At 67.8% G+C, this 22,485-nt stretch carries 27 protein-coding genes; 20 read left to right on the plus strand and 7 right to left on the minus strand.

Features of this window, described 5'->3' with window-relative positions; genetic code table 11:
* Window positions 1-276: 276 nt before the first annotated feature.
* Window positions 277-1,002, minus strand: coding sequence for a helix-hairpin-helix domain-containing protein (locus LT970_RS14610; protein ID WP_269785475.1), 726 nt, complete (start codon window positions 1,000-1,002; stop codon window positions 277-279).
* Between the two features lie 26 nt (window positions 1,003-1,028).
* A complete protein-coding gene (locus LT970_RS02920) occupies window positions 1,029-1,844 on the minus strand; it encodes a shikimate dehydrogenase (protein WP_232687473.1) in 816 nt (271 codons plus the stop codon).
* 218 nt (window positions 1,845-2,062) lie between these two features.
* On the opposite strand from LT970_RS02920, the gene LT970_RS02925 reads away from it, so the two are divergent.
* The 6 genes from LT970_RS02925 (at window position 2,063) to LT970_RS02950 (ending at window position 7,506) form a co-directional block, all read left to right on the plus strand.
* Window positions 2,063-3,412 carry a sodium:calcium antiporter gene (locus tag LT970_RS02925; protein ID WP_349292249.1) on the plus strand — a complete coding sequence of 450 codons (1,350 nt, stop codon included), beginning with the start codon at window positions 2,063-2,065 and terminating at the stop codon, window positions 3,410-3,412.
* A 51-nt stretch (window positions 3,413-3,463) separates the two neighbouring features.
* Window positions 3,464-4,903 carry a D-aminoacyl-tRNA deacylase gene (locus LT970_RS02930; protein WP_232687475.1) on the plus strand — a complete coding sequence of 480 codons (1,440 nt, stop codon included), beginning with the start codon at window positions 3,464-3,466 and terminating at the stop codon, window positions 4,901-4,903.
* 27 nt (window positions 4,904-4,930) lie between these two features.
* The gene (gene ftsZ / locus LT970_RS02935) at window positions 4,931-6,088 is read left to right on the plus strand and encodes a cell division protein FtsZ (protein ID WP_232687476.1); all 1,158 of its coding nucleotides are present in this window, start codon (window positions 4,931-4,933) and stop codon (window positions 6,086-6,088) included.
* 224 nt (window positions 6,089-6,312) lie between these two features.
* A complete protein-coding gene (locus tag LT970_RS02940; protein WP_232687477.1) occupies window positions 6,313-6,483 on the plus strand; it encodes a protein translocase SEC61 complex subunit gamma in 171 nt (56 codons plus the stop codon).
* Between the two features lies 1 nt (window position 6,484).
* Window positions 6,485-6,922, plus strand: coding sequence for a transcription elongation factor Spt5 (locus LT970_RS02945; protein WP_232687478.1), 438 nt, complete (start codon window positions 6,485-6,487; stop codon window positions 6,920-6,922).
* Window positions 6,923-7,233: 311 nt separating this feature from the next.
* Window positions 7,234-7,506 carry a HalOD1 output domain-containing protein gene (locus tag LT970_RS02950; protein WP_232687479.1) on the plus strand — a complete coding sequence of 91 codons (273 nt, stop codon included), beginning with the start codon at window positions 7,234-7,236 and terminating at the stop codon, window positions 7,504-7,506.
* A gap of 103 nt (window positions 7,507-7,609) precedes the next feature.
* Here the strand turns inward: LT970_RS02950 and LT970_RS02955 are convergent, their stop codons facing one another.
* The gene (locus tag LT970_RS02955; RefSeq protein WP_232687480.1) at window positions 7,610-7,951 is read right to left on the minus strand and encodes a DUF7565 family protein; all 342 of its coding nucleotides are present in this window, start codon (window positions 7,949-7,951) and stop codon (window positions 7,610-7,612) included.
* Window positions 7,952-8,165: 214 nt separating this feature from the next.
* On the opposite strand from LT970_RS02955, the gene LT970_RS02960 reads away from it, so the two are divergent.
* Window positions 8,166-10,739 (plus strand): DUF2298 domain-containing protein, encoded by a 2,574-nt coding sequence (locus LT970_RS02960; RefSeq protein ID WP_232687481.1) that lies wholly within the window; start codon window positions 8,166-8,168, stop codon window positions 10,737-10,739.
* 57 nt (window positions 10,740-10,796) lie between these two features.
* On the opposite strand, the gene LT970_RS02965 is transcribed toward LT970_RS02960, so the two are convergent.
* Window positions 10,797-11,063, minus strand: a complete 267-nt coding sequence (locus LT970_RS02965; RefSeq protein ID WP_232687482.1) for an HAH_0734 family protein — start codon at window positions 11,061-11,063, stop codon at window positions 10,797-10,799.
* A 286-nt stretch (window positions 11,064-11,349) separates the two neighbouring features.
* Between LT970_RS02965 and LT970_RS02970 the strand changes: the two genes are divergently transcribed.
* From LT970_RS02970 to LT970_RS02995, 6 genes are all read left to right on the plus strand, one after another.
* Entirely contained in the window at window positions 11,350-11,631 is a 282-nt protein-coding gene (locus LT970_RS02970; protein ID WP_232687483.1) for a 50S ribosomal protein L44e, read from the plus strand.
* A 2-nt stretch (window positions 11,632-11,633) separates the two neighbouring features.
* Window positions 11,634-11,807: a 30S ribosomal protein S27e gene (locus LT970_RS02975; RefSeq protein ID WP_232687484.1), complete on the plus strand. Its 174-nt coding sequence runs from the start codon at window positions 11,634-11,636 to the stop codon at window positions 11,805-11,807.
* The gene (locus LT970_RS02980) at window positions 11,804-12,604 is read left to right on the plus strand and encodes a translation initiation factor IF-2 subunit alpha (RefSeq protein ID WP_232687485.1); all 801 of its coding nucleotides are present in this window, start codon (window positions 11,804-11,806) and stop codon (window positions 12,602-12,604) included. Before LT970_RS02975 ends, LT970_RS02980 begins: the two co-directional genes overlap by 4 nt.
* 27 nt (window positions 12,605-12,631) lie before the next feature.
* Window positions 12,632-12,799, plus strand: a complete 168-nt coding sequence (locus LT970_RS02985) for an RNA-protein complex protein Nop10 (RefSeq protein ID WP_232687486.1) — start codon at window positions 12,632-12,634, stop codon at window positions 12,797-12,799.
* Between the two features lie 90 nt (window positions 12,800-12,889).
* Window positions 12,890-13,645, plus strand: coding sequence for a proteasome assembly chaperone family protein (locus LT970_RS02990; RefSeq protein ID WP_232687487.1), 756 nt, complete (start codon window positions 12,890-12,892; stop codon window positions 13,643-13,645).
* Window positions 13,646-13,997: 352 nt separating this feature from the next.
* Window positions 13,998-14,603, plus strand: coding sequence for a J domain-containing protein (locus LT970_RS02995; protein WP_232687488.1), 606 nt, complete (start codon window positions 13,998-14,000; stop codon window positions 14,601-14,603).
* 17 nt (window positions 14,604-14,620) lie between these two features.
* Here the strand turns inward: LT970_RS02995 and LT970_RS03000 are convergent, their stop codons facing one another.
* On the minus strand, window positions 14,621-15,403 hold the full coding sequence (locus LT970_RS03000) for a DUF7839 domain-containing protein (protein WP_232687489.1): 783 nt from the start codon (window positions 15,401-15,403) through the stop codon (window positions 14,621-14,623).
* 159 nt (window positions 15,404-15,562) lie between these two features.
* Between LT970_RS03000 and LT970_RS03005 the strand changes: the two genes are divergently transcribed.
* The 5 genes from LT970_RS03005 (at window position 15,563) to LT970_RS03025 (ending at window position 19,820) form a co-directional block, all read left to right on the plus strand.
* Complete coding sequence (locus LT970_RS03005) at window positions 15,563-16,258, plus strand: metallophosphoesterase (protein WP_232687490.1); 696 nt, start codon at window positions 15,563-15,565, stop codon at window positions 16,256-16,258.
* 72 nt (window positions 16,259-16,330) lie between these two features.
* Entirely contained in the window at window positions 16,331-17,524 is a 1,194-nt protein-coding gene (locus tag LT970_RS03010) for a threonine synthase (RefSeq protein WP_232687491.1), read from the plus strand.
* 84 nt (window positions 17,525-17,608) lie between these two features.
* Complete coding sequence (locus tag LT970_RS03015) at window positions 17,609-18,283, plus strand: metal-dependent transcriptional regulator (RefSeq protein WP_232687492.1); 675 nt, start codon at window positions 17,609-17,611, stop codon at window positions 18,281-18,283.
* On the plus strand, window positions 18,284-19,150 hold the full coding sequence (locus LT970_RS03020) for a TMEM165/GDT1 family protein (RefSeq protein WP_232687493.1): 867 nt from the start codon (window positions 18,284-18,286) through the stop codon (window positions 19,148-19,150).
* 37 nt (window positions 19,151-19,187) lie between these two features.
* Window positions 19,188-19,820 carry a LysE family translocator gene (locus LT970_RS03025; RefSeq protein WP_232687494.1) on the plus strand — a complete coding sequence of 211 codons (633 nt, stop codon included), beginning with the start codon at window positions 19,188-19,190 and terminating at the stop codon, window positions 19,818-19,820.
* Here the strand turns inward: LT970_RS03025 and LT970_RS03030 are convergent.
* Window positions 19,817-20,491 carry an HD domain-containing protein gene (locus tag LT970_RS03030; protein ID WP_232687495.1) on the minus strand — a complete coding sequence of 225 codons (675 nt, stop codon included), beginning with the start codon at window positions 20,489-20,491 and terminating at the stop codon, window positions 19,817-19,819. The two genes, LT970_RS03025 and LT970_RS03030, sit on opposite strands and share 4 nt — an antisense overlap.
* A gap of 117 nt (window positions 20,492-20,608) precedes the next feature.
* Window positions 20,609-20,908: a DUF7964 domain-containing protein gene (locus tag LT970_RS03035; RefSeq protein WP_232687496.1), complete on the minus strand. Its 300-nt coding sequence runs from the start codon at window positions 20,906-20,908 to the stop codon at window positions 20,609-20,611.
* A 155-nt stretch (window positions 20,909-21,063) separates the two neighbouring features.
* Between LT970_RS03035 and LT970_RS03040 the strand changes: the two genes are divergently transcribed.
* Window positions 21,064-21,219 carry a DUF7563 family protein gene (locus tag LT970_RS03040; RefSeq protein WP_232687497.1) on the plus strand — a complete coding sequence of 52 codons (156 nt, stop codon included), beginning with the start codon at window positions 21,064-21,066 and terminating at the stop codon, window positions 21,217-21,219.
* A gap of 248 nt (window positions 21,220-21,467) precedes the next feature.
* Window positions 21,468-22,373 carry a DNA recombination protein RmuC gene (gene rmuC, locus LT970_RS03045; RefSeq protein ID WP_232687498.1) on the plus strand — a complete coding sequence of 302 codons (906 nt, stop codon included), beginning with the start codon at window positions 21,468-21,470 and terminating at the stop codon, window positions 22,371-22,373.
* Window positions 22,374-22,485: the final 112 nt, after the last annotated feature.

Raw genomic sequence — 22,485 nt, forward strand, 5'->3', positions numbered from 1 at the left:
CGGCGCGCTGTCCGGTGGGGCGTTCTGGTTGGGTCCGGCCTCGTCGACCAACTCCATCGTTCGTGGCTTGGGCGCCCCCGTGATAATTCCACCGGGCATCGAGCGGAAACGGCTTGGAAAGCGCAGAAGCGATGAATCGCCGGGACACGGTCGAACGATGGATTCCGTGTCGGAGCGTCGCTGTTCGGCGTTCGTTACGTGTCTGCGAGGCCACTGCGGGGGAGACGAACGTTCTCACTGCGAGTGAGATGGCGTTCCCGTCGGTCGCCCTGGCGACTATCTGTCGTTCGCGCTGTCGACCCATCGGCCGACGCGCTTTGGCGAGAGGTCGACGCGGTCGGCGAGTTCTTCGGGGTCGGCTGTGGCGAGGTCACCGACCGTTTCGACGCCGGCGTCGCGGAGGCGGTCCGCGTACGCCGGCCCGATTCCCTTCACAGTGTCGACGGACTCGTCGGCGTCCTCGACGTCGGTGGCGTCCGACCCCGTGTCGGACTCCGCGTCGGTGGTGGACTCTGCGTCAGTGCCGGACATCGTCTCTTCGGCGTCGTCCGTCTCCCCTGTGTCGGCGGGCGGTTCGTCTTCGTCGACGGGTTCGTCGGTGGATTTGTCGACGTCAGCGATGCCTGTCTCGCTCGGTTCGGCAGCGCGCGTCGGGTCGTCTGCGTGTTCTTCGTCGACCATCGACTCCGTGGACGCGGACGCGTCGGTCTCTTTGGCGGCCGATTCCTCGTCCTCGGTAGCCGATTTCGCGCCGTGCTCGGCGTCCGACCCAGTGTCGTGTTCGCCGGTACCTGACTTGGCGCTGCGTTCGTCGGTGACTGACGCTGTCTCGCCCTCGTCAGTCACCGATTCCGTCTCGCTTCCCGCGGCGGACGCCGGGGCCTCTGCCGCGGGCTCGGAGTCCGAATCGGGGTCGCGCTCTACCGTCACGTCGACGCTGCCGCCGCGCCGGCCGTCGTCGCCCGCGCCGAGCAGCGACTTGAGTTTCGAGAGCAGTCCCATTACTCACCTCTATCAACTGCCCGTACTTAAAGCCGTGCCCGGAGCGCCCGGTTCATCACGGTCACTGGTGCGGAATCATCGAACCACACTTCGAAGGCCTCGACGCCCTGGTACAGCAGCATCCACGCCCCGTCGATTGTGGTCGCCCCCGCTGCCCGGGCATCTTGGAGGAGTCGCGTCTCAAGCGGTTCGTACACCGCGTCCAGCACTGCCAGTTCCGGATGGAGCGCGTCTGACGGAACCGGTGAGCGGTCCTCCCCCATGCCGACGCTCGTCGCGTTCACGAGCACGTCGGCGTCGGCGAGCGCGTCGGGAAGGTCGTCGAGCGAACACGAACTCGTCGTCGCGTCAGTCTGCCTTCCCACGTCGTCGGCGAGTTCCTCGGCGCGCGCGACCGTCCGGTTCGCGACACAGAGATGGTTACACTCCTCGCCCAGCGCGAACGCCGCCGACCGACCCGCGCCGCCCGCGCCCACCACGACTGCACTCTGTCCGTCGAGCGCGACGTCGTGGTGCGTGAACGCTCGCCGAACGCCCGCTGCGTCGGTGTTGTGGCCGGTCGGTTCGTCGCCCGAGAAGTCGACGGTGTTCACCGCGCCGATGCGCGCCGCGAGGTCGTCCATCGACACGAGGGAACGGACGTCCTGCTTGAACGGCGCCGTGACGTTGAGTCCGGCGACGCCGAGCGCGTCGGCCCCCCGGAGAGCGGCCGCGAGTTCGTCCCGCGACGGTTCGAACGTGACGTACCGCGCGTCTAGCCCCACTTCCTCGTAGGCCGCCTCGTGCATCGGCGGCGAGAGTGAGTGACTCACCGGGTTGCCGACGAGTCCGAACACCTGCATGCACCCCGCTATCGGCCGAACACCCATAACTGGTTGCCTCCCGGGTCGCGTTCGATCGAACGGCAGGCGGTGACCCCGAGCGGCCGACAGCACGACTCACTGGTTCGAGTGGTCACACGACACCGGGACGCTGCCACCGCCGAAACTTGTTCTCTACCGACACGTTTTCCCGCGAAACCACAAACGTTAGGTTCGACATCCCGGACCGTTAAGCCATGATAACCGACCGGCTTCAGCACCCGCTCACAGCGCTCGCGTTCGCTGTGCTGTTGACAATTCCGTGGGTCGTCATCGAGTTGACCGGCGGACCACACGCCCACCATCTCAGCCACCTCGCGACCGTCGCGGTGAGCGGCATTGCCGTACTCGGCGCGTCGTTCCTGCTCGCGTGGGGCGCCGAGACCGCCGAAAAGGACGTCCCGCGGGCGTTCGCGCTCGCCGTGCTTGCGGTGCTCGCCGTCGCGCCCGAGTACGCCGTCGACGCGCTGTACGCGTGGACTGCCGGCGCGAACGTCGGCACAGCGCGCGGCATGGAGGCGGCGAACCTCGCGGTCGCGAACATGACCGGCGCGAACCGAATCCTCATCGGCCTCGGGTGGTCCGGCATCGCCATCTTCACCGTCTACCAGGCCAAGCGCACCCGTGATTCGTCCGTCGAACACAAGGACGGCTTCCTCGCGAGTCGCGTCCACCTCGACCACGACATCGGCACCGAAATCGTGTTCCTGCTCGCCGCCACCGTGTACGCCTTCTTCGTACCGTTCATGGGCGGTATCGGCATCGTCGACACCATCGTTCTCGTCGGCCTCTACCTGGCGTACATCTCCATCATCATCCGCGGCGACGTGGAGGAACACGAGGACCAGGTCGGCGTTCCCGCCTACCTCCAGGCGTTCTCGAGACCGAAACGCATCGCCACCGTCCTCTCGCTGTTCGCGTACTCCGGCGCGATGATCTTCACCGCCGTCCACCCGTTCGCGACCGGCCTCGAGGCGCTCGGGCAGGCCGCTGGCGTCCCGCCGTTCTTCATGATCCAGTGGATCGCGCCGCTGGCGTCCGAGAGCCCCGAACTCATCGTCGTCGCCTATCTCGTGAACAAGGCGCGGTCGACGGCAGGGTTCAACGCGCTCATCTCCTCGAAGCTCAACCAGTGGACGCTGCTCATCGGGACGCTCGCGGTCGTCTACAGCATCGCCGCGGGCTACGTCGGCACGCTCCCCTTCGACCACAAGCAGACGGCCGAAATCTGGATCACGGCCGCGCAGAGCTTCTTCGCCATCGCCATCCTCACGAACTTCAAGATCAGCCTCCGGGAGGCGGCGACGCTGCTCGTGCTGTTCGTGACCCAGGTCGTCGCCGAGTACTACGTCATCGTCACCACCGCGAGCGAGGCCCGCGCCACCGAAATCAGCATCCTCATCCTCTACGCGTACACGGTCCTCTACATCGTGCTCGGCGCCGCGCTGCTGGTCTCCCGCCGCCAGCAGCTCCAGGCCCTCTTCCGGACGGCGGCAGGCGACGCACGCGACGCGATGGGCTCCGGACAGCCGAGCAAGCACTCGGACTGAGCGCAGTCCAGTTTCCACACCTGTTTTACCGCGCACTCCCTACCGATGTCTGTGATCGGTATCGTAGCGAGTAACGCCGACAGCGCGTCCGTCCACATCGCCGAGCATCTGCTCGAACTCGGGGACTTCGAGCGCGTCGACCAGGACACCGACCCGGCAGCAACGCCCCAGTCGGAGGCGTGCTACCGGTCCACGGACTTCGAGTTGCGGACGTTCGAGGACCTCCACCTCGACCTCGAACGCGTCGCTGACTCGTTCTCGGACGTCGAGTTCCTCGTGTTTGTCTCCCGGCACGCCGGCGACACCGGGCCGCTGCTCACCGCGCACTTCACCGGCAACTTCGGCGCCGCCGAGCATGGCGGCAGAGACCGGGACCTCGCGCTCGCCTGCCCGAACGCCCACCGCCGCGTCGTCGCCGCGCTCGCCGACCACGCGCCGGAGGGGTACGACGTCGGGATTGAGTGCACGCACCACGGACCGACGGACGTCGGCGCGCCGTCGATGTTCGTCGAACTCGGTAGCGGCGAAGACGAGTGGGCGGACCCCGAGGGAGCGCGCGCCGTGGCGAGCGCGGTGCTCGACCTCGCAGGCGTCGACGCCCGGACCGATCGGACGGTCGTGGCGTTCGGCGGCGGCCACTACGCGCCCCGCCCGACCAGAATCTTGCGCGAGACGGAGTGGGCGGTCGGCCACGTCGCCGCCGACTGGTGTCTCACGGACCTCGGCGACCCCGAACAACACCGGGACGTGGTCGACCAGATGTTCACAGCGAGCGACGCCACCCGCGCGGTCGTGGACGGGGAGGGACGAAGTCCCTCTGCCAATCGGACTCCGTCCGATGACGGGGAGGTGCCCAAACTGGAAGCCGTCGTCGAAGACCTCGGGTACGACGTCGTGAGCGAGACCTGGGTACGGGAGACCAGCGGCGTCCCTCTTCCCCTCGCTGACGCGCTCGAAACCGACCTCTGCTCCGTGGACGATGGCCTGCGGTTCGGTGGTCCAGCCAGCGACGCCGCCGCCGACGCGGACTACGTGCTCGTCGACCTTCCCGAGACACTGGTAGACGCCGCCAACGCCGTGGACGCAGCGGACGCCGTCGCCGCCGCGCTCGGAACCGCGCTCGCAGCCGAGACCGAGGAAAACGGTAGCCGACTCGGCACTCGCGCGGCGTTCGTTGACGACGACGCCTACCAGTCGTTCGTCGGCCGAACGGCGTCCCTACTCGAACGGAAATACGACGTTACCCGCGAAGATGACAGGCTTATCGCGGAACGAACCGTCCTCGACCCGGCGGCCGCAGCCGACCGCGGAGTGCCAGAAGGCCCGGCGTTCGGCCGGCTCGCGAACGGCGAGTCGGTCGACGTCGACGGCGAGACCGTTCACCCGGTCGACGTGTCCAGAACCGAGACGGTCTCGGTTTCGGTCGGGGTCCGCGAGCGTGCGCGTGAGCGCGTGCGCCGCCCGTCCGACGCGGAGGGGAAAGGTAATTAAGCCTCACCCGATACCCGTTAGGCAACAATGGACTCGATTGTAGAGGACGCCATCGACGAGGCCGAGGATGCCGAAGACTCGGCTTCCGAGGCGGGTGACGTCCCGTCCGAGGGGTCCGCCGTCCCGACCGGGACGATGACCGACGACGAACTCGAGGACGTCCTCCAGGAACTCCAGACCAGCATCACCGTGGTCGGCTGTGGCGGCGCCGGCTCGAACACTGTCAATCGGATGGCCACGGAGGGCATCCACGGCGCCGACCTCGTCGCCGCGAACACCGACGTCCAGCATCTCGTCGAGATCGAGGCCGGCACCAAGATCCTCATGGGCCAGCAGAAGACCCAGGGACGCGGCGCCGGCTCGCTTCCGCAGGTCGGTGAGGAGGCCGCCCTCGAATCTCAGGACGAGATTCGGGACGCCATCCAGGGCTCGGACATGGTGTTCGTCACCGCCGGTCTCGGCGGTGGCACCGGCACCGGCTCCGCACCCGTCGTCGCGAAGGCCGCCAAAGAGGAGGGCGCGCTCACCATCGCCATCGTCACTACGCCGTTCACCGCCGAGGGCGAAGTCCGGCGAACCAACGCCGAAGCCGGCCTCGAGCGCCTCCGCGATGTCGCCGACACCGTCATCGTCGTGCCGAACGACCGCCTGCTCGACTCCGTCGGCAAACTCCCCGTCCGCCAGGCGTTCAAGATCTCCGACGAGGTCCTGATGCGCTCCGTGAAGGGCATCACCGAACTCATCACCAAGCCCGGCCTCGTCAACCTCGACTTCGCCGACGTTCGCACCGTCATGGAGAAAGGCGGCGTCGCCATGATCGGTCTCGGCGAAGCCAACTCCGACGCGAAGGCCGCGGACTCCATCAAGGACGCGCTGCGCTCCCCGCTGCTCGACGTCGAGATCGGCTCCGCGAACTCCGCGCTCATCAACGTCACCGGCGGCCCGGACATGAGCATCGAGGAGGCCGAGGGCGTCGTCGAACAGCTCTACGACCGCATCGACCCCGACGCCCGCATCATCTGGGGCACCAGCATCGACGAGGAACTCGACGGTGAGATGCGCACCATGGTCGTCGTCACCGGCGTCGACTCCCCCCAGATCTACGGCCGCACCGACGACACCCAGCCGGAACCCGAGGACGACGACAGCGGCAGCGAAATCGAGGACATCGACTACGTCGAGTAGTCGGACCTTTTTACTCGTCGGGTTTCCTCGCTCGCGGCTTCGCCGCTCGCTGCGGGAACCACTCCTCGCAAAAAGCTACGCTAAAAACTTCCTGCGCTCGCTTCGCTCGCGCAGTGAATCGCGGCCCTCGGGCTTTTCAAGCCGCTCGGCCCGCGAATGCTCACAGTCGGTTTCCTGGCCAGCATTCCAATAGATAAAAATGCGAGCGCCTCATTCCCCCGTACATGGACGTTCCCCTAGAGCTTTCAGCGTACACCCGCGTGCTCAGACTCGCGAGCACGCCGTCCTGGGAGGAGTTCTCCCAGATTTCGAAGATCGCCGGCGCGGGCATCCTGCTCATCGGACTGCTCGGCTTCCTCATCTTCCTCGTGATGGAGGGGCTGACGGGGTTCTAACATGGGCATCTACGCAGTCAAGACGACGGCGAGCCAGGAGCAGACCGTCGCCAGCATGATCGCCAACCGCGAGGAAGACGAGATCCACGCAGTCATCGCGCCCGACGCGCTCACGAGCTACGTGATGGTCGAGGCCGACGGCACCGCCGCGCTGAATCGCGTGATGGAGGAGATTCCCCACGCGCGCAGCCTCGTCCCCGGCGAGTCCGGCATCGCGGAGGTCGAGCACTTCCTCTCCCCGAAGCCGGACGTCGAGGGCATCGCGGAGAGCGACATCGTCGAACTCATCGCCGGCCCGTTCAAGGGCGAGAAGGCCCAGGTCCAGCGCATCGACGAGGGCAAAGACCAGGTCACCGTCGAACTGTACGAGGCGACGGTCCCGATTCCGGTGACGGTCCGCGGCGACCAGATCCGCGTGCTGGACTCCGACGAGCGGTAGCCTGTCCGCCGAACGAAGCGAGGCGTTTCACTCGCGAGCGAGGCTGTTTCTCACCACGGTTTGCGAGCCGAACGGACCCCCCGGTTCCGCTGGCCGTACGAACAGTGCGGAACCGGAGGTTCCCTAGCCCATGCGAGCGGGCCGTTGGCCCGCGAGCAGACGGCGCGAAGCGCCGGAGCAGAGAGCGGTGCGCAAAGCGCATCCGACGCAGGAAAGTGGCCGCGTACCACCCGGAATCAGGCGTGCTGGGAGTGGTATCGAACCGGATACCAAGGAGTGGTTTTATCCTCGTGGGCGCCGCACGTGATGGTATGACAGAGGCACGCGACGAAGAGGTCTTTCACCACGAGTTGGAGACGTCCCGAAACGAGCCCTCGGTCCAGATCGCCGAGATTGTCGCGTCACACGAGGACACGAACGAGGAGAGTCTCACTCCCGTGTACAACCAGATCGACCACGTCATCTCACACATCTTCTCGGACCCGCCGGACCCGAGCGCAGAGGTCGAGGTCACGTTCTCGTACGAGCAGTACCGAATCACGGTCGAACAGAACGGGGAGGCGACGTTCGTCAGAACGAAGTAACAGTCGAACCCTGTCGGATTTCTCGAGAATCCTCGGGGGTCTCTGCGGTGTACCGGCGGTAGACGTGAGGGAAGCAGCTGTGGGGCCAGTAGACGTGAGGGCGCTAACTCGTTGTGGCCTGGGTCGCTTCCGGGGTGTCGAGTGCGTCGGTGCGCTCGTCGCTCAACAGGTCCTCGAGTACGTTCGTGTCGAGGGCGTCGGCGACGTCCGAGAGGACCGATTCGCGTTCACGGATCGCAGCGGCGTCGCCGTCGTAGGCCCGCACGTACTCCGCGCGAGTGTGGTCCTCGAGTCCGTGTTTGATGGCGAAGTACCCCTCGGGAACTGCCTCGCCACAGACCTCGCACTCGTGAGTGCCGTGTTCGCTGACCTGGTGGGCGAGGAGCGCCTCGACGGTCCCGAACGTCGACCCGCAGTCGACGATCGCACAGTGCCACCCGTTCATACTCGCGTATAGCCAGAACGAATAGATAAGCCTTGTGTCGATCTGCGGGCCACTGAACCCCCGCCGTCTGCCGATTGTACGCCGAACGTCTGACGCCGGCTGTCGAGATTCGCTGGCGGCGGCGCGGCCGCGAGCGGCGGTCTCGGGCCTGGTGTGGGCTGTCCCTGCTACGGAACCCGAAAGTGTTTAGCGGCGGCTTGACTGGTATCCACCGATGGAGTACGGTGTCGTCGTTCGCTGGTGGGCGCTCTATCAGGCGCTGTTGCTCGTGGGGCTTCCGTTCACCTCACGGCTGCTGCCTGACGCGCCGGACAGCGGTGCCTCGCTTGCGATACCGACCGCGCTCGCGCTGTTGACGGTGCCGCTGTTCTGGGTCGGCCACTTCGCGTTCGGACCGCTCGTGGTCGCCGGCGTGGCGGTCGCCGTGATAGCGGTGTCGGCGTGGCTGGCGCGGGACGGCGTCGACGTGGACGCGCGCCGATACGCCGAAGTCGTCGCCGTGTTCACGGTGGCGTTCGCGTTTCTCGTCGCGATACGCGCGGCGAGCAACGGCATCGCCCCGGGTGGCGGCGAGAAGTTCCTCGATTTCGGCCTGCTACAGAGTCTGCTGCGCGCTGACCGGCTTCCGCCACAGGACATGTGGTACGCCGGCGAGCGCGTCGTCTACTACTACGGCGGCCACCTGATGACGGCCGCGCTCGCGATGCTCTCCGGGACGCAGGGGAGGTTCGCGTACAGCCCCGCGCTCGCCGGGTTCTACGCGATGGCGGTGACCGGGGCGTACGGCCTCGCGAGCACCATCGCGGCACGCACCGGCGCGCCGGCGGTGCTGGCGGGTGGCGAGCGTTCGCTGGGAGATGACGAGCGTTCCCAGACGGACGGCGAGCGCTCGCAGGCAGACGGTGGAACAGCCCAAGAGACGGGAGTCTGGACGGGCGGCGAGCGCGCGGTCCGCCCGTCGATAGCGCTCGGCGTCACGGGCGCGGTGCTCGGGGTAGCGCTGGTCGCGTTCGACGTGTCGTGGTGGATACTGGTGACGCCCGCGGCGTTCGCGCTCGCGGTCGTCACGCGTTCGCGGCGGGTACGCGCGGGCGCGCTCGCGGCGTTCGTGTTCGGGTTCGCGAGCAACGTGCTGACGCCGCTCCGGCTGCTCGCTGGGGCGAGCACGGCGCTCCGCGGGTTCATCGCGGGCACGGGGATGAACGACGCCTGGTCGCTCGCGACGACGCCGAAGACCTTCGACATGTGGCACGCGAGCAGGGTTATCGGAACCGGCATCAACGAGTTCCCGCTGTTCGCGTACCTGAACGGCGACCTGCACGGACACATGATGAGCGTCGCGGTGCTATTCGTCGTGGTCGGCATCTCGCTCGCGTACTACCGCACGCCCGCCGAGCGGCGGTGGCGGCGCCGCGGCCTGCTGTTCGTCGCGTCACCCGTCGCGGCTGGGCTGATACTCACCGTGAACACGTGGAGTTTCCCGACGGCGCTGGGCGTTCCTGCGCTCGCGGTCGCGCTCGCCGACGCGCCGCCGCGGACGCTGCTGCCCGCGCGCGTGGCCTCGCGATTGGAACGCGACCGCGGCCCGCTCCGCGAGATCCAGCGCATCCTGCTCGCGGTCGTCGCCGCTGTGGTCGTCGGTGCGCTCGCGCTCGTGGCCGTGTGGCCGTTCGTGGTGAGTGTGTTGCTCGTCGGGGCGAGCAGCCAGCACCCGGCGGTCCTTCCGGCGCCCTCGCACCTCGAGTCGTTCCTGGTGATCCACGGTGTCTTCCTCGTCGCGTTCGCCGCGTACCTCGTCTCCCGGGTGGCCCGCGACTGGCGTGACTGGCTCGCCGCGGGGCTCGCCGTCGTCGGGTTCGCCGGCATCGCCGCGTCCTTCGACCTCGTGGTCGCTGGCGTCCGCCTCGACTTCGTCGGCGTCGCGGTCGGCGGCCCACTGCTCGTCGGCGCGTGGCTGTTGCGCCGGCGTGACCGGATCGGGTTCGAGGGCGTGCTCGTGGTCGCGGGCACCGGCCTCGTGGTGCTCGTGGAGTACGTCTACCTCTCGGACGCCGCGAGCTTCGAGCGGTACAACACCGTGTTCAAGGTGTACGCGCAGGTGTGGGCGCTCTGGTCGGTCGCAGCGGGCGTAGCGCTCGCGGCGTTTGCGTCCAGAGTGTGGAGGGCCGGTGAGCGCCAGTCGGCCGTCCGAGAACACAGCAGGTCGTGGACGCCGGACGGCGCGCAACTCCGGGAGACCGCTGGGACAGCGCTCGTGGCGGTGCTCGTCGTCTCGACGTCCATCTACGGCGGCCTGGCGCTGGGCAACCACTTCGGGAGCATGGACGAGGCCACCATCGACGGCATGGAGTACGCCCACGACACCCGCCCGCATCAGGCCGAGGCCATCGAGTGGCTGAACGACAAGCCCGGGCAGCCACACATAGTCTCTGCGCCGGGTCTGAGCACCTACTCGTGGGTGAACCCGGCGTCGAGCCTGACCGGGATTCCGACCGTCGCGGGGTGGCAACACGCCGCCAACTACCACAGCGAGGAGGGGTACCAGACGCGCGTCAGCGACGTCCGAGTCATCTACAAGACTGCGGACCCGTCGTCCCGCGCGGCGCTCCTGCGGAAACACGACGTGGCGTACATCTGGGTCGGCCCGATAGAACGCAACCGCTGGGACGTCGCGGAGATGGTCGACGAACCGGGAATCGAGCCGGCGTTCCGGAACGCCGAGGTGACGGTGTACGCGGTGAACCGGACGGCGCTGGTCGAGACGCCGAACGCCGACGAAGCGGAGTGAATCGACCGAGCAGAATCAGGTGTAAAGAGCAGGCTGCGTGGAAGAACAGACCGAGCGTCAGACCGCGAGGTCGCCCGAGCGCTTCTTCACGGTGACGTCCTCTGCGTCGACGGACTCGACGTCGAGGAAGTGCGGGACGTAGTTGCGCGTCTCGTAGTCCTCGAGTTCGTCGGCGTCGCCCATGACACACCACAACTGGACCTCGTCGGGGCCGTGCCAGTCGCCGTTCCGCGTCACCTGGAAGAGGACCTTCTCCTCGCCGTCGTACTCGATGACGGCGTCACGGCGGACGCCGGGGTCGCCGTGGATGATGAGGCGCTTCATGCCTCTGGGTTCACAGTAGGGCGGATTAAACGCTTCGAAGGCCGCTCCGACCGACCGGCGCGTCGAAAAGGTACGCGAGCGGAGCGAGCACAGTCGCGAGGACGACTGCGAGGAACGTGGAGGTGGTCGAGCGGGGGAGGGCGTACACGCTCCACCGGGCAGGCGCACAATCTTTGCCCGAAGGCAGGCGAAACCGTTGCCCGAAGGAAGTCGCTGTCGCCGACCCGAACCAAACGGATTTTAAACGACCACCGCCAAGCATCTGCCAACAGAGTTGATTTAGCCTATGGAGATGCCACGCCGATTCAACAGCTACTGCCCGTTCTGCAACGAGCACCACCAGATCGAGGTCGAGAAGGTTCGGAGCGGCCGCTCCTCCGGCATGAAGTGGGACGCTCGCCGCACGAAGCGCGCGAACCACTCCATCGGGAACCACGGCCGCTTCTCGAAGGTGCCGGTCGGCAACAAGCCGACGAAGAAGACCGACCTGAAGTACCGCTGCAGCGAGTGCGGTAACGCCCACCTCCGCGAGGGATGGCGCACTGGCCGTCTCGTCCTCCAGGAATAACGATGTCAGGACAGTTCTACAAAGTCGAGTGTCCGGATTGTGAGAACGAACAGACCGTCTTCGGGAAGGCCTCTACCGAGGTCGCCTGTGCCGTCTGCGGGACGACGCTCGTGCGTCCCACGGGCGGTGAGGCCAACATCCTCGGCGAGGTCGTCGAGACCGTCGAGGCGAGATGAAGTACGAGGGCTGGCCCGAGGAGGGCGAACTCGTCGTCGGGAAGGTCGACGACATCGAGGACTTCGGCGTGTTCGTCGACCTCGAGGAGTACGAGGGCAAGCGTGGCCTCGTGCACGTCAGCGAGGTCGCCAGCGGCTGGATCAAGAACGTCCGTGACCACGTCAACGAGGACCAGACGGTCGTCGCGAAGGTCCTGGACGTCGACGAGTCGGCCCAACAGATCGACCTCTCGCTGAAGGACGTCAACGACCACCAGCACTCGGACGCCATCCAGGAGTGGAAGAACGAGCAGAAGGCCGACAAGTGGCTCACGCTCGCGTTCGGCGAGGACATGGCCGACGACCAGTTCCGCCGCGTCACGAACGGGCTGCTGGCCTCGTTCGGGAGCCTCTACGACGGCTTCGAGCAGGCGGCCATCCACGGCTACGACGCACTCGAGGACACCGACCTCGAGGACGACGAGCGGGACGCCATCGTCGAGACCGCTCGCGAGAACGTCTCCGTGCCGTACGTCACCGTCACCGGCTACGTGAGCCTCACGTCGCCGAATGCGGACGGCGTCGACGACGTGAAGGAGGCGCTGCAGGCCGCCGAGGGGAACGGAGACGTGCCCGACGAGGCCGAACTCGATGTGACGTACGTCGGGTCGCCCGAGTACCGCCTCCGCGTCCAGGCGCCGAACTACAAGACCGCCGAATCGGAACTCGAGGCCGCAGCGGACCGCGCGGTCGCGGAGATCGACGGCCTCGGCGGCGAGGGCGAGTACCACCGCAACCGCCAACTCGAGGACGAGTAGTCCGACTCGACGAGTTTTCTTCGATAGATGAAATCGGACATCCGCGTCTGTTCGGCGTGGCGCGACACCCACGACCGGCCGGTGTACACGCTCTCTCCTACGTGTCCGGAGTGCGGCGCGGACGCCGTGAACAGCGCGCCCGCCCCGTTCGACCCCGAGGACCCCTACGGACGGTATCGGCGAGCGCGCCAGTAACCTCCACGAACACCTCCAGCGCACTGCGACGCGCGCTCGCAGACGAGCGCGACCGACGCTCTCTTAAGGAGCGCTCCCGCCGCTAGAGGCATGGACGAAATCGACATCGAGTGGGCGGCGACGCCCGAACTCGAGGACCCCGTGTTCGTCGAAGGACTGCCGGGCGTCGGGCACGTCGGAAAACTCGTCGCCGAACACGTCGTCGAGGAGGCGGACAGCGAACTCGTCTGCCAGATCTACACCGAGCACTTCCCGCCCCAGGTGACCGTGGACGACGACGGCGTCGCGGAACTCGCCGCCGCGGACGTCCACGCCGTCGAGACGGAGGGCCGGGACCTGCTCGTGCTCAGCGGGAACCACCAGGCCCAGGACAACATCGGCCACTACCGGGTCACGGAGTCGTTCCTCGACGTCGCCGAGGAGTTTGGCGCCACTGAACTGTACGCGCTCGGCGGCGTCCCCACGGGCGAACTCGTCGAGGAACACGACGTCCTCGGCGCCGTCTCCGACGCCGACATGAAAGACCGCCTCGAGGACGCCGGCGTCGAGTTCCGCAGCGAGGAACCCTCCGGCGGCATCGTCGGTTCGAGCGGCCTCCTGCTCGGTCTCGGCGGCCGCCGCGGCCACGACGCCGCCTGCCTCATGGGCGAGACCTCTGGCTACCTCGTCGACCCGAAAGCCGCGAAGGCCGTCCTCGGCGTCCTCGAATCGCTGCTCGGCTTCGAGGTGGACGAGGAAGCCCTCGACGACCGCGCCGAGGACATGGAGGACGTCGTCGGCCGCCTCCAGGAGATGGAGGAAGGCCCGAGCCCCGGCAGCGACGACGACCTGCGCTACATCGGCTAGAAACGGACGGTCTTCTCCCTTCTCCCTTCTTCCGCAGCGGTAGCCCTTGCTTCCCACATCCCCGAAGCCCTCGCGCGCTCCAGTCCCGGGGCTCGCTGCGCGCCTTCACTCGCTTCGCTCGTTTCGGTGCTTGTTCCGAGAGACCCTTTGCGTCTCTCGACGTTCGCCTCGCGTTGCTCGGCTCACCTTCGCCCGGGTTCCTGGAGCGCACTCGCCCTTCGGAAGTCCGCCAGGCGACCGGCTGATCAGTCCACTGGACGCCGGTTGGTCAACAGAGAGAAACAGGGCAGTCGTATCCTCGGCTGACTCGACCGGCGAACGATTCTTTTCCCGCCACTGCGTACCACGACGTGTGTTCCCGGGTTGGCTCGAACTGGGACTGGTCATCGCGGGCCTGGTCTCCGTGGTGGTCGCGGCGCTGTTCGTCGTCGGGGAGCGACTGTACCCGACGGAACCGGTCACGCCGGCCGGGTCAGTGTCCGGGGAGTGGAAACGCAGACAGGAGATCCGGGAGTACCTGCGCGCAATCGACGAACCGTTCGCGGAGGAGCACTTCGTCGCGGGGACGCACGTCGCGTTCTACCTGCCAGGGCGTGACGTCGCCATCACGTTCGACGCGCCCGCGTACTTCCGCATCAGGAACGCGAAGACGCACGTCGTGCTCGCGGAACACGAGATGCCGGGGCGACACCTCGGCGGCCGCCTGCCGTTCGAGACGCCCGACCCCGGCGAACTGTTCGGCGAGGAATCCGGAGAGCGCGACGACGAGGCGGACGCGGACAGCGTGGAGCGCGCGTTCGACACGCTGGGGCTCCCGCGGTCCGCGAGCGAGTCCGAGGTGAAGGCGGCCTACAGGGAGCGAGTGAAGGACGTCCACCCCGACCACGGCGGCGACCGGGAGACCTTCGAACGGGTTCGGGAGGCGTACGCGGCGGCGCGGCAGGCGAGCACGTCGTGAGTAGCGTTCTGCTGTAGCTACGCCAGGTCCGTCACTTCGTAGTTCGCGCCGGCGTCCCGAAGCGGGTCGGTGACGCGGCCGACGGCGTCCGCGACGGCGACGACCACGACGTCCAGCCCGCGGCTCGCGGCGTCGGCGGCGACCTCCCCGGCGGCGAACGTCACGGCTGGCTCGCGGTCGGCGCGGCGGAGCGCGACGACGGCTTCGACGCCCGCGGCGACCACGAGGTCGGCGTCCGCGGTGGCACTGCGGAGGCGCTCGGCGTCGGTCGCGTGACTCCCGCCCGACCGCACCGCGGGAACCTGGTAGACAGTGACGTCGCCGGGTTCGAGGTCGATGATGCCCTCGAAGCCCGTGACGCCGACGTCCTCGCCGGCGGCGGCGTCCGTCGTCGCGATGCCGGTCGCGGGCCCGACGTCGCCGGGAGTCGCGTGCAGCAGCCCCTCGCGCATCTCGAGGGAGACCGTGTCCTCGGCCTCGACGTCGTCGGTGGCGATGGCGGCGTCCTCGTTCACGCCGCCGAGTACGTCCTCGGAGACGCGGTCGGCGTACCGACGTACGTTCGAAGCAGTGCGCAGGAGCCAGTCGACGCCCTCTTTCGTGACGCGGTAGCGCGACCGCCCCTCCTTCGTGACGAGGCCGTCCTCGACGAGTTCGCGGATGTACTCGGAGACGGCCTGGCTGGTGACGCCGACGGCCTCTGCGATTTCGCCCTGGCTGACGGCGGGCTGGCGGTCCGCGATCTCCACGAGGACCCGGAACCGCGTGGCGCTGCGTTTGTCCGCGAGGACGTCGACCATACGGGAGGCGTCGTACGCGCGCGTCAAAACCGCATCGGTGGGCAGTCGGGTCGGCGAGCAACTGCATCGGCGAGCAACTGCATCGGTGGGCTGGTCGGCGGGGTGTGCGACCGCCGAACCTAACTCGGTTCGCGTCCCATCCGAAGTCGTGAGCGAGTCGTGACCGACCCGCCGTCGTGGGCGACGTTCGCGGAGCGAGCGGTCTACTTGTCGGACGCGGACGCGCTGGTGCTCGCGGACTTCCACGTCGGACGGGACGCCGCCTCGAACGTGGCGCTCCCGCTGGGGGAGCGCGCGGACCTCACGGAGCGCCTGCACGCGCTCCTCGGGGAGTTCGCGCCGTCGGTGGTGGTGTTCGCGGGCGACGTGTTGCACGTCCACGGGAGTCTGCCGGACGGCGCGGAGGCGACGGTTCGCGCGCTCGTGGACGCCGTCGCGGAGGCAGGCGCGTCCCTCCGCGTGGCGCGCGGGAACCACGACACAATGCTCGACTCCTTCGGCGTCGACGTGGACGCGGCGGTCGAACTCGCGGACGGAACCGTGGTCTGTCACGGTCACGAGGAGCCGACTGCGGATGCCGAGCGACTCGTCGTCGGCCACGAACACCCGGCGATTCGCGTCGAGGGCCAGCGACACCCGTGTTTTCTCTACGGACCGGGCGAGTACGAGAGCGCAGACGCGCTCGTGCTGCCGGCGTTCTCCCGTCTCGCCGCTGGCACGCTCGTGAACGGCCTGACTCCGGGGTCGTCGCTCTCCCCGCTCCTGCGCGACCCGGACGACTTCCATCCCGTCGTCGTGAGCGACGACGACCCCCTCGTGTTCCCGCGCCTCGGGGATTTGCGCAGCCACCTGTGAGTTCGAGTGGCGGACCCACCCCGCCCGTTTCGAAGGGACAGGGCTTTTCTCCCGGACCACCAACCCGGGCGCATGGAGACGACGCCGGCCTTCGAGGGCCTTCGCTGCGTAGATTGCGGGGAGACGTTCGACCCGGAGACGGCGACCCACCGCTGCCCTGACTGCGAGGGCATCCTCGACCCGACGTACGACTACGATTCGGTCGAGTTGGACCGCGATGACCTGGAATCACGGCGCTTCGAGTCGATGTGGCGCTACGAGGAACTGCTCCCGTTCACCTGTGACTCGGCGGTGTCGATGCACGAGGGCACGACGCCGCTCGTGGAGTGCCCGCGTCTCGCCGACGAACTCGGCGTCGAGCGCGTGCTGATAAAGGACGAGGGGCAGAACCCGACGGGCACGTTCAAGGACCGCGGGCAGACGCTCGCGGTGACCGCGGCGGTCCAGCACGGCGCGAGCGACGTGGCGCTTGCCTCCGCCGGCAACGCGGGGCAGGCCGCGTCGGCGTACGCGGGTCGCGCGGGCCTCGACAGCCACGTCTTCCTGCCGACGCGCTCGGGGTTCACGAACAAGGCGATGGTGAACGTCCACGGCGGCGACATGACCATCGTCGAGGGGCGCATCGGCGACGCGGGCGCGGCCTACGAGGACGCGATGGCCGACCACGACGACTGGTACTCCGTGAAGACGTTCGAGACGCCGTACCGCCACGAGGGCAAGAAGACGATGTACTACGAAGTCGTCGAGCAACTCGACTGGGAAGTTCCCGACCGCGTCGTTTACCCGACCGGCGGCGGCGTCGGCCTCGTCGGGATGCAGAAGGCCGCCGAGGAGTTCCGCGACCTGGGGCTCACCGACGACCTGCCCGCGATGTACGCCGCACAGGCCGAGGGCTGCGCGCCGGTGGTGCGCGCGTTCGAGGAGGACAGAGACACCCACGAGGCGTGGGACGCACCGGACACCATCTGTGGCGGCATCGAGATCCCGGACCCGGGCGCCAGCCCCCTGATTCTCGACGCGCTCCGGGAGAGCGGCGGCGGCGCGGTCGCCACGAGCGACGAGGACATCCTCGACGCGGCGGTGCTGGTCGCCCAGCACGAGGGCATCGAGATGGGCGCGACGCCCGCGGCGGCCGCGTCGGGTGCGTGGGAACTCGCACAGCAGGGCGAGTTCGACGAGGACGACACGGTCGTCGTGATGAACACGGGCACCGCGAACAAGGACGCCGACGTGGTGCGCTCGCACCTGATGGGGAAGGGACTGTAGACCGCCGCCTGCCCGCCACCGGCAACTGTGCACTGATTCACCCGCCAAACCTAAGTTTTAGACGCGTCAAATAACGGGCAACAGATGCTCTCTGACGTGATGGAGGACTACCTGAAGGCGGTTTACGCGCTCCAGCGCGAGCACGGGCCGCCCGTCCGCACGTCCACGCTCGCGGACTACCTCGGTGTGACCCCACCGACCGTCACGAGCATGGTGGAGAAACTCGCCGACCGCGGCCTCGTAGAACGGGAGAAGTACAAGGGCGTGGAGCTCACCCCCGACGGCGAGACCGTCGCCGTCGAGGTGCTGCGCCACCACCGCCTCCTCGAGGCGTTTTTAGCTGATCACCTCGACTACGAGTGGGACCGCGTTCACGAGGAGGCCGACACGCTCGAACACCACATCAGCGAGGAGTTCGAGCGCCGCCTCGCCGAGAAACTCGACGACCCCAGCGTCGACCCCCACGGCGACCCGATTCCCAGCGAGGACCTCGAGATTCCCGACGACGACACCGCCACCGTGCTCTCCGACCACGAGGCGGGCGACCGCGTCGTGGTCGCGCGCGTCAGCGACCGCGACGACGACGAACTGCGCTACCTCGCGGAATCCGGCGTCGAACCCGGTACCGAACTCGAACTCGTCGAGCACACGCCCATCGGCGTGGTCGTCGTGCGGATCGGCGACGAGACAGTCCACCTCCCCGACGACGTCGCCGCCACCATCCGCGTCCGGGCCGTGAACGCCGAGGTGACCTCCTGAATGGAGGCGGTCCCCGGCGCACTCGCGGTCGCGTACGTGGTCGCCGTCGCGGACGCCGTCGGCACTGCGTACGGTAGCTACGCCACACCCCTTGCCACCGTCGTTCACTCGATCGCAGCTGGGGGCGTCGGCGGCGTCATCGATCGGTACGACGCGTTCGGGCCGCTTCTGGGTTCGTTCCTCGCGAACACGCTCGCCACGTTCGGCGACAAGGGCCAACTCGTCGTGCTCGCGCTCGCGTCCCGCTACGACGTCAAGAAGGTGTTCGTCGGGGCGATGGGCGCGTTCGTCGCGTGGAGCGCCCTCGAGGTCGCGTTCGGGGCGTGGGTAACGAGCGTGCTTCCGGCGGGCGTGATGGCGCTGGTCACCGGCGGCCTGTTCGTCGGGTTCGCGCTCCTCACGCTCCGCGAGGCGCTCCAGCAGTTGCGCGTCACGCAACTGCCGTGGCCGATCGGCCCGCGGCCCACGGACACCGACGGCGGCCACGACGTGCTCTCAGAGCGCGTCCAGCGCGTGGTCGCTGGCCGCGGCCCCGTCGCCGCGTCCTTCCTCGCCATCGGGGTCGCGGAGTTCGGCGACAAGACCCAGGCGCTCACCATCGCGCTCGCCGCCCACTTCCCGGAGAGCAGACTCCTCGTGTTCGTCGGCGTCGTCGCCGCGCTCGGTCTCCGCACGGGCGTCGACGTGTACATCGGCGACCACCTCGAGAACCGCCTCCCTACGGGCGCCATCGAACTTGCCGCGGGCATCGTCTTCCTCGCGTTCGGCCTCGCGGCGTTCGGCGTCATCGGCGACTTCGGCCTCGTCGCGGGCATCGTCCTGGCGCTCGCGGTCGCGGTCGTTGTCGCGTACGCGACTGGCCGGTAGCGACGGGCTTTTCACCGACTCGGTGCCACTTCTCGGCGTGTTCACCGCCGCCGTCTCACTCGCCGCCGGCGCCGTACTCGGCCTCTCGCTTTCGGCGCCGCCCGGCCCGATGAACGCCGTCATCGCGGAGGAGAGCGTTTCGCGGGGCTGGACGTCGGGGTTCGCCGCGGGCCTCGGTGCGATGGCCGCGGACGCCTGTTTCTTCGTGCTCGCGCTCGCAGGCGTCGTCGCGTTCCTCGAGAACGCGCCAACGGTCGAGGCCGTGATGGTGGGTGTCGGCGGGCTACTGATGCTGTACTACGCACACGGCGCGCTCCGGGACGCCCGCTCCTTTTCCGACGCCGAGGCAGCCGACGGCCACGGCTTCCGGAAGGCGTTCGCGCTCGCCATCGCAAACCCCTATCAGGTGACGTGGTGGGTGACAGTTGGCGTCGGCCTCCTGAACCCGAGTTCCGTCTCGGCGTTCGGCGTCTCGCTCGCCGCGGCGAACGGCGCGCTCACTGTCGTCGGCTTCTTCGCTGGTATCTTCCTCTGGATAACGCTGTTCCCGGCGGCGCTCAGAGCGGCCGGCGACCGGGTCGACGCGCTCGGCACTGCGGTCTCGTACGCGAGCGCGGCGGTGCTGGCGGTGTTCGGCGTCGTCTTCCTGCGAACCGCGGTCGTGGGTTAGTCCTGCATCCCCGGGACCTCGTCGTCGAGCCACTCGCGGAACCACCGCGCGCGTTTGAGGCGCTGGTGCGCGATGGATTCTGCGGTGTCGCTCTCGACGCGCTCGGCGGCGTCGACGCTCCGGTCGACCACTCGTCCGACCATCTTCGAGGCGTCGACGTGCGTGCGCGCCTCGTACCCCATCCGAAGGAGCATCAGCGCGACGCCGTTCGCCCCGGCTTTGTCCAGCATGTCGGCCTCGATGAGCACCTGCGTCTCGAGCGCGAGATCCGTGAGGTCGCCCTGGTAGGAGTGGGTCTCGATTGCGCGACCAACCTGGTCGACGAACGACGGCGCGAAGTCGCCGTGCGTCTCGAGGTACTTCCGGGCGATGCGCGCGCCCTCCTCCGCGTGGACCTCCTGGTCGGCCTCGAGTTTCGCGATGTCGTGGAACAGCGCGGCGACGCGGACCACGTCCTCGTTCGCGCCCTCCTCGATGGCGATTCGTTCCGCGAGGTCGACGACGTTCATGATGTGGTTGAAGCGGTACTCGGAGGAGTGCCACGGGTACCACCGCATGCGGCCGCCGTCCTCCTCGTTCTCCACGCTCGCGGAGAGGAAGTCGCGGACGAATGCGGCCATCTCGTCGAACTCCGCGTCCGACACTGGGGACTCCGCTATCTCGACGCCCACGGTCTCACCTCCGTTCTGCGGGACGGTGACTGTGTCATTATCTATACGAAGGCCTGTTTCGCTCTTTAGCCTTTTGCAGACCACGTGGTTGGACGAGCAGTCCACTCCCGTCAGCGGTCAGTGTTCGGCGACTGCGGACTCACACACCCGCATCGCGTCGAACCGTTCCTCGTCCGGGTCTTCGATCGGCACAGTCTCGACGGTCCGCCACCCATCGTCGTACACCAGGCCGCGAACCCAGTCGTCGGTGCCGAGTACGAGTCGTTCAGTGATGACGACCGGTTCCCGAGTGTCGGCCTCGACGGCCTCCTCGCGGTCGACGGGAACGACGAGCGTGAACGCGTCGGCGTGGTTGAGCGCCGTGACCTCCTGCTGGCGGAGCGGCCGGTCCGGAAGCGAGTCCAGCGCGCCTGTCATACCCGACAGAGGGTGGTAGGGACGGTTAGGTCATTCGTTCGGCCGCCAGCCTGTGCACTGTACTCCACGGTGTTTCATTCGCCTCGCGGGGTTTCATTCACTCCGAGATAATTCACACAAAGTATATATGGCGAGTGGGTGTGGCACCAACTGAGATGCCCGAATGCCAGAACTGCGGGTCGTTCGTGACGCCGGACTACGTCCGCGTCTTCGCCCCACCGGGCGTCGAGTCCCCTCGTATCTGCCCCGACTGTCCGGACATGGTACGCGACGGCAACGACGTTCGCGAGGCCCGCGCCACTAGGTCCTGAACGAACAACCGTCTGCTGTATGCCCTGCCCACACCCGACGCTCGATGCTCGCGGCCCCTTCTCTCGCGTCCTCGACGTCGAACTCGACCGTCCTGGGTGCCACGACCGGAGTGTTCCACCCGGGGCTACTCCACCCGCCTCCGTAACTGCCTGGCCAACGATACCTTGGAACACGAACTGGTCGCTGTTTCGGTCCCCGCCGGTCACCACTCGAAAAGTATCTTGTCGGCACGTCCCCAGAACCCAGTATGCCGGTAAACGACACGCTCCTGTCCGCCGCCATCCTCGCGGTCGCCGTCGGCACGCTCGCGATGGTGTGGCGCGTCCACGCCACCGTCCGCACGCGCGGCGGCGTCGACTCCGACAAACTCTCGGCCGCCATCACCCAGACCTGGCGCGAGATGGACATCGACAGGATCGCCCACGACCTCGAGAACCACGCCGACGATATCCAGGAGTTCCACGGCGACATCGCGCGCATGCTCCGCACCCCACAGGAGCGCGGCGAGTTCGGCGAACAGCAACTCGAGGTCCTCCTCGACGACCACCTCCCCCCGGGAATGTACGGCACCCGTGAGCAGGTCGTCGACGGCAAGACCCCGGACGCGCACATCCAGTCCGCCGGCGGCCTCATCTGCATCGACTCGAAGTTCCCCCTCGACAACTACGAGCAGTACCTCGACGCCGACAGCGACCACGAACGTGACCAGTACCGCCGCGCGTTCCGCGACGACGTCGAACGCCAACTCCAGAAGATCGCTGCCGACTACGTCCGTCCCACGCAGGGCACCACGGACTTCGCGTTCGCGTTCATCCCCTCCGAGAGCGTCTACTACCACCTCATCACCGAGGAGTACGACCTCCTCCGGGAGTTCACCAAACGCGGCGTCCAGGTCGTCTCTCCGCTCACGTTCGGCCACAAACTCGAACTCATCAAGGCCGACGTCCACGCCCAGAAACTCTCCGAGCAGGCCGAAGACGTCCTCGACCGACTCGAGGAACTCGGCGAACGCTTCGACGACGTCGAGGACGAGTGGAACACCCTCTACCGCCACATCTCGAACGCCAAGAACAAGGCCGACGACGTCGACCGGAGCTACGACCGACTCCGCGAAGAGTTCGACCGCGTCGACGAACCGACTATCGAGAACTGACCAGCGACCGAGCACCGGGTTCCGCTGAGCGACGACACCCGAGCACTCGGTCCGGCGGTACCGGGGATACGCTCACGCCGGCGACGGCTGTTTATACCTCGCACCTCGTTCC

This window comes from Halobacterium zhouii (genome assembly GCF_021249405.1).
Classification (GTDB): Archaea; Halobacteriota; Halobacteria; order Halobacteriales; family Halobacteriaceae; genus Halobacterium; species Halobacterium zhouii.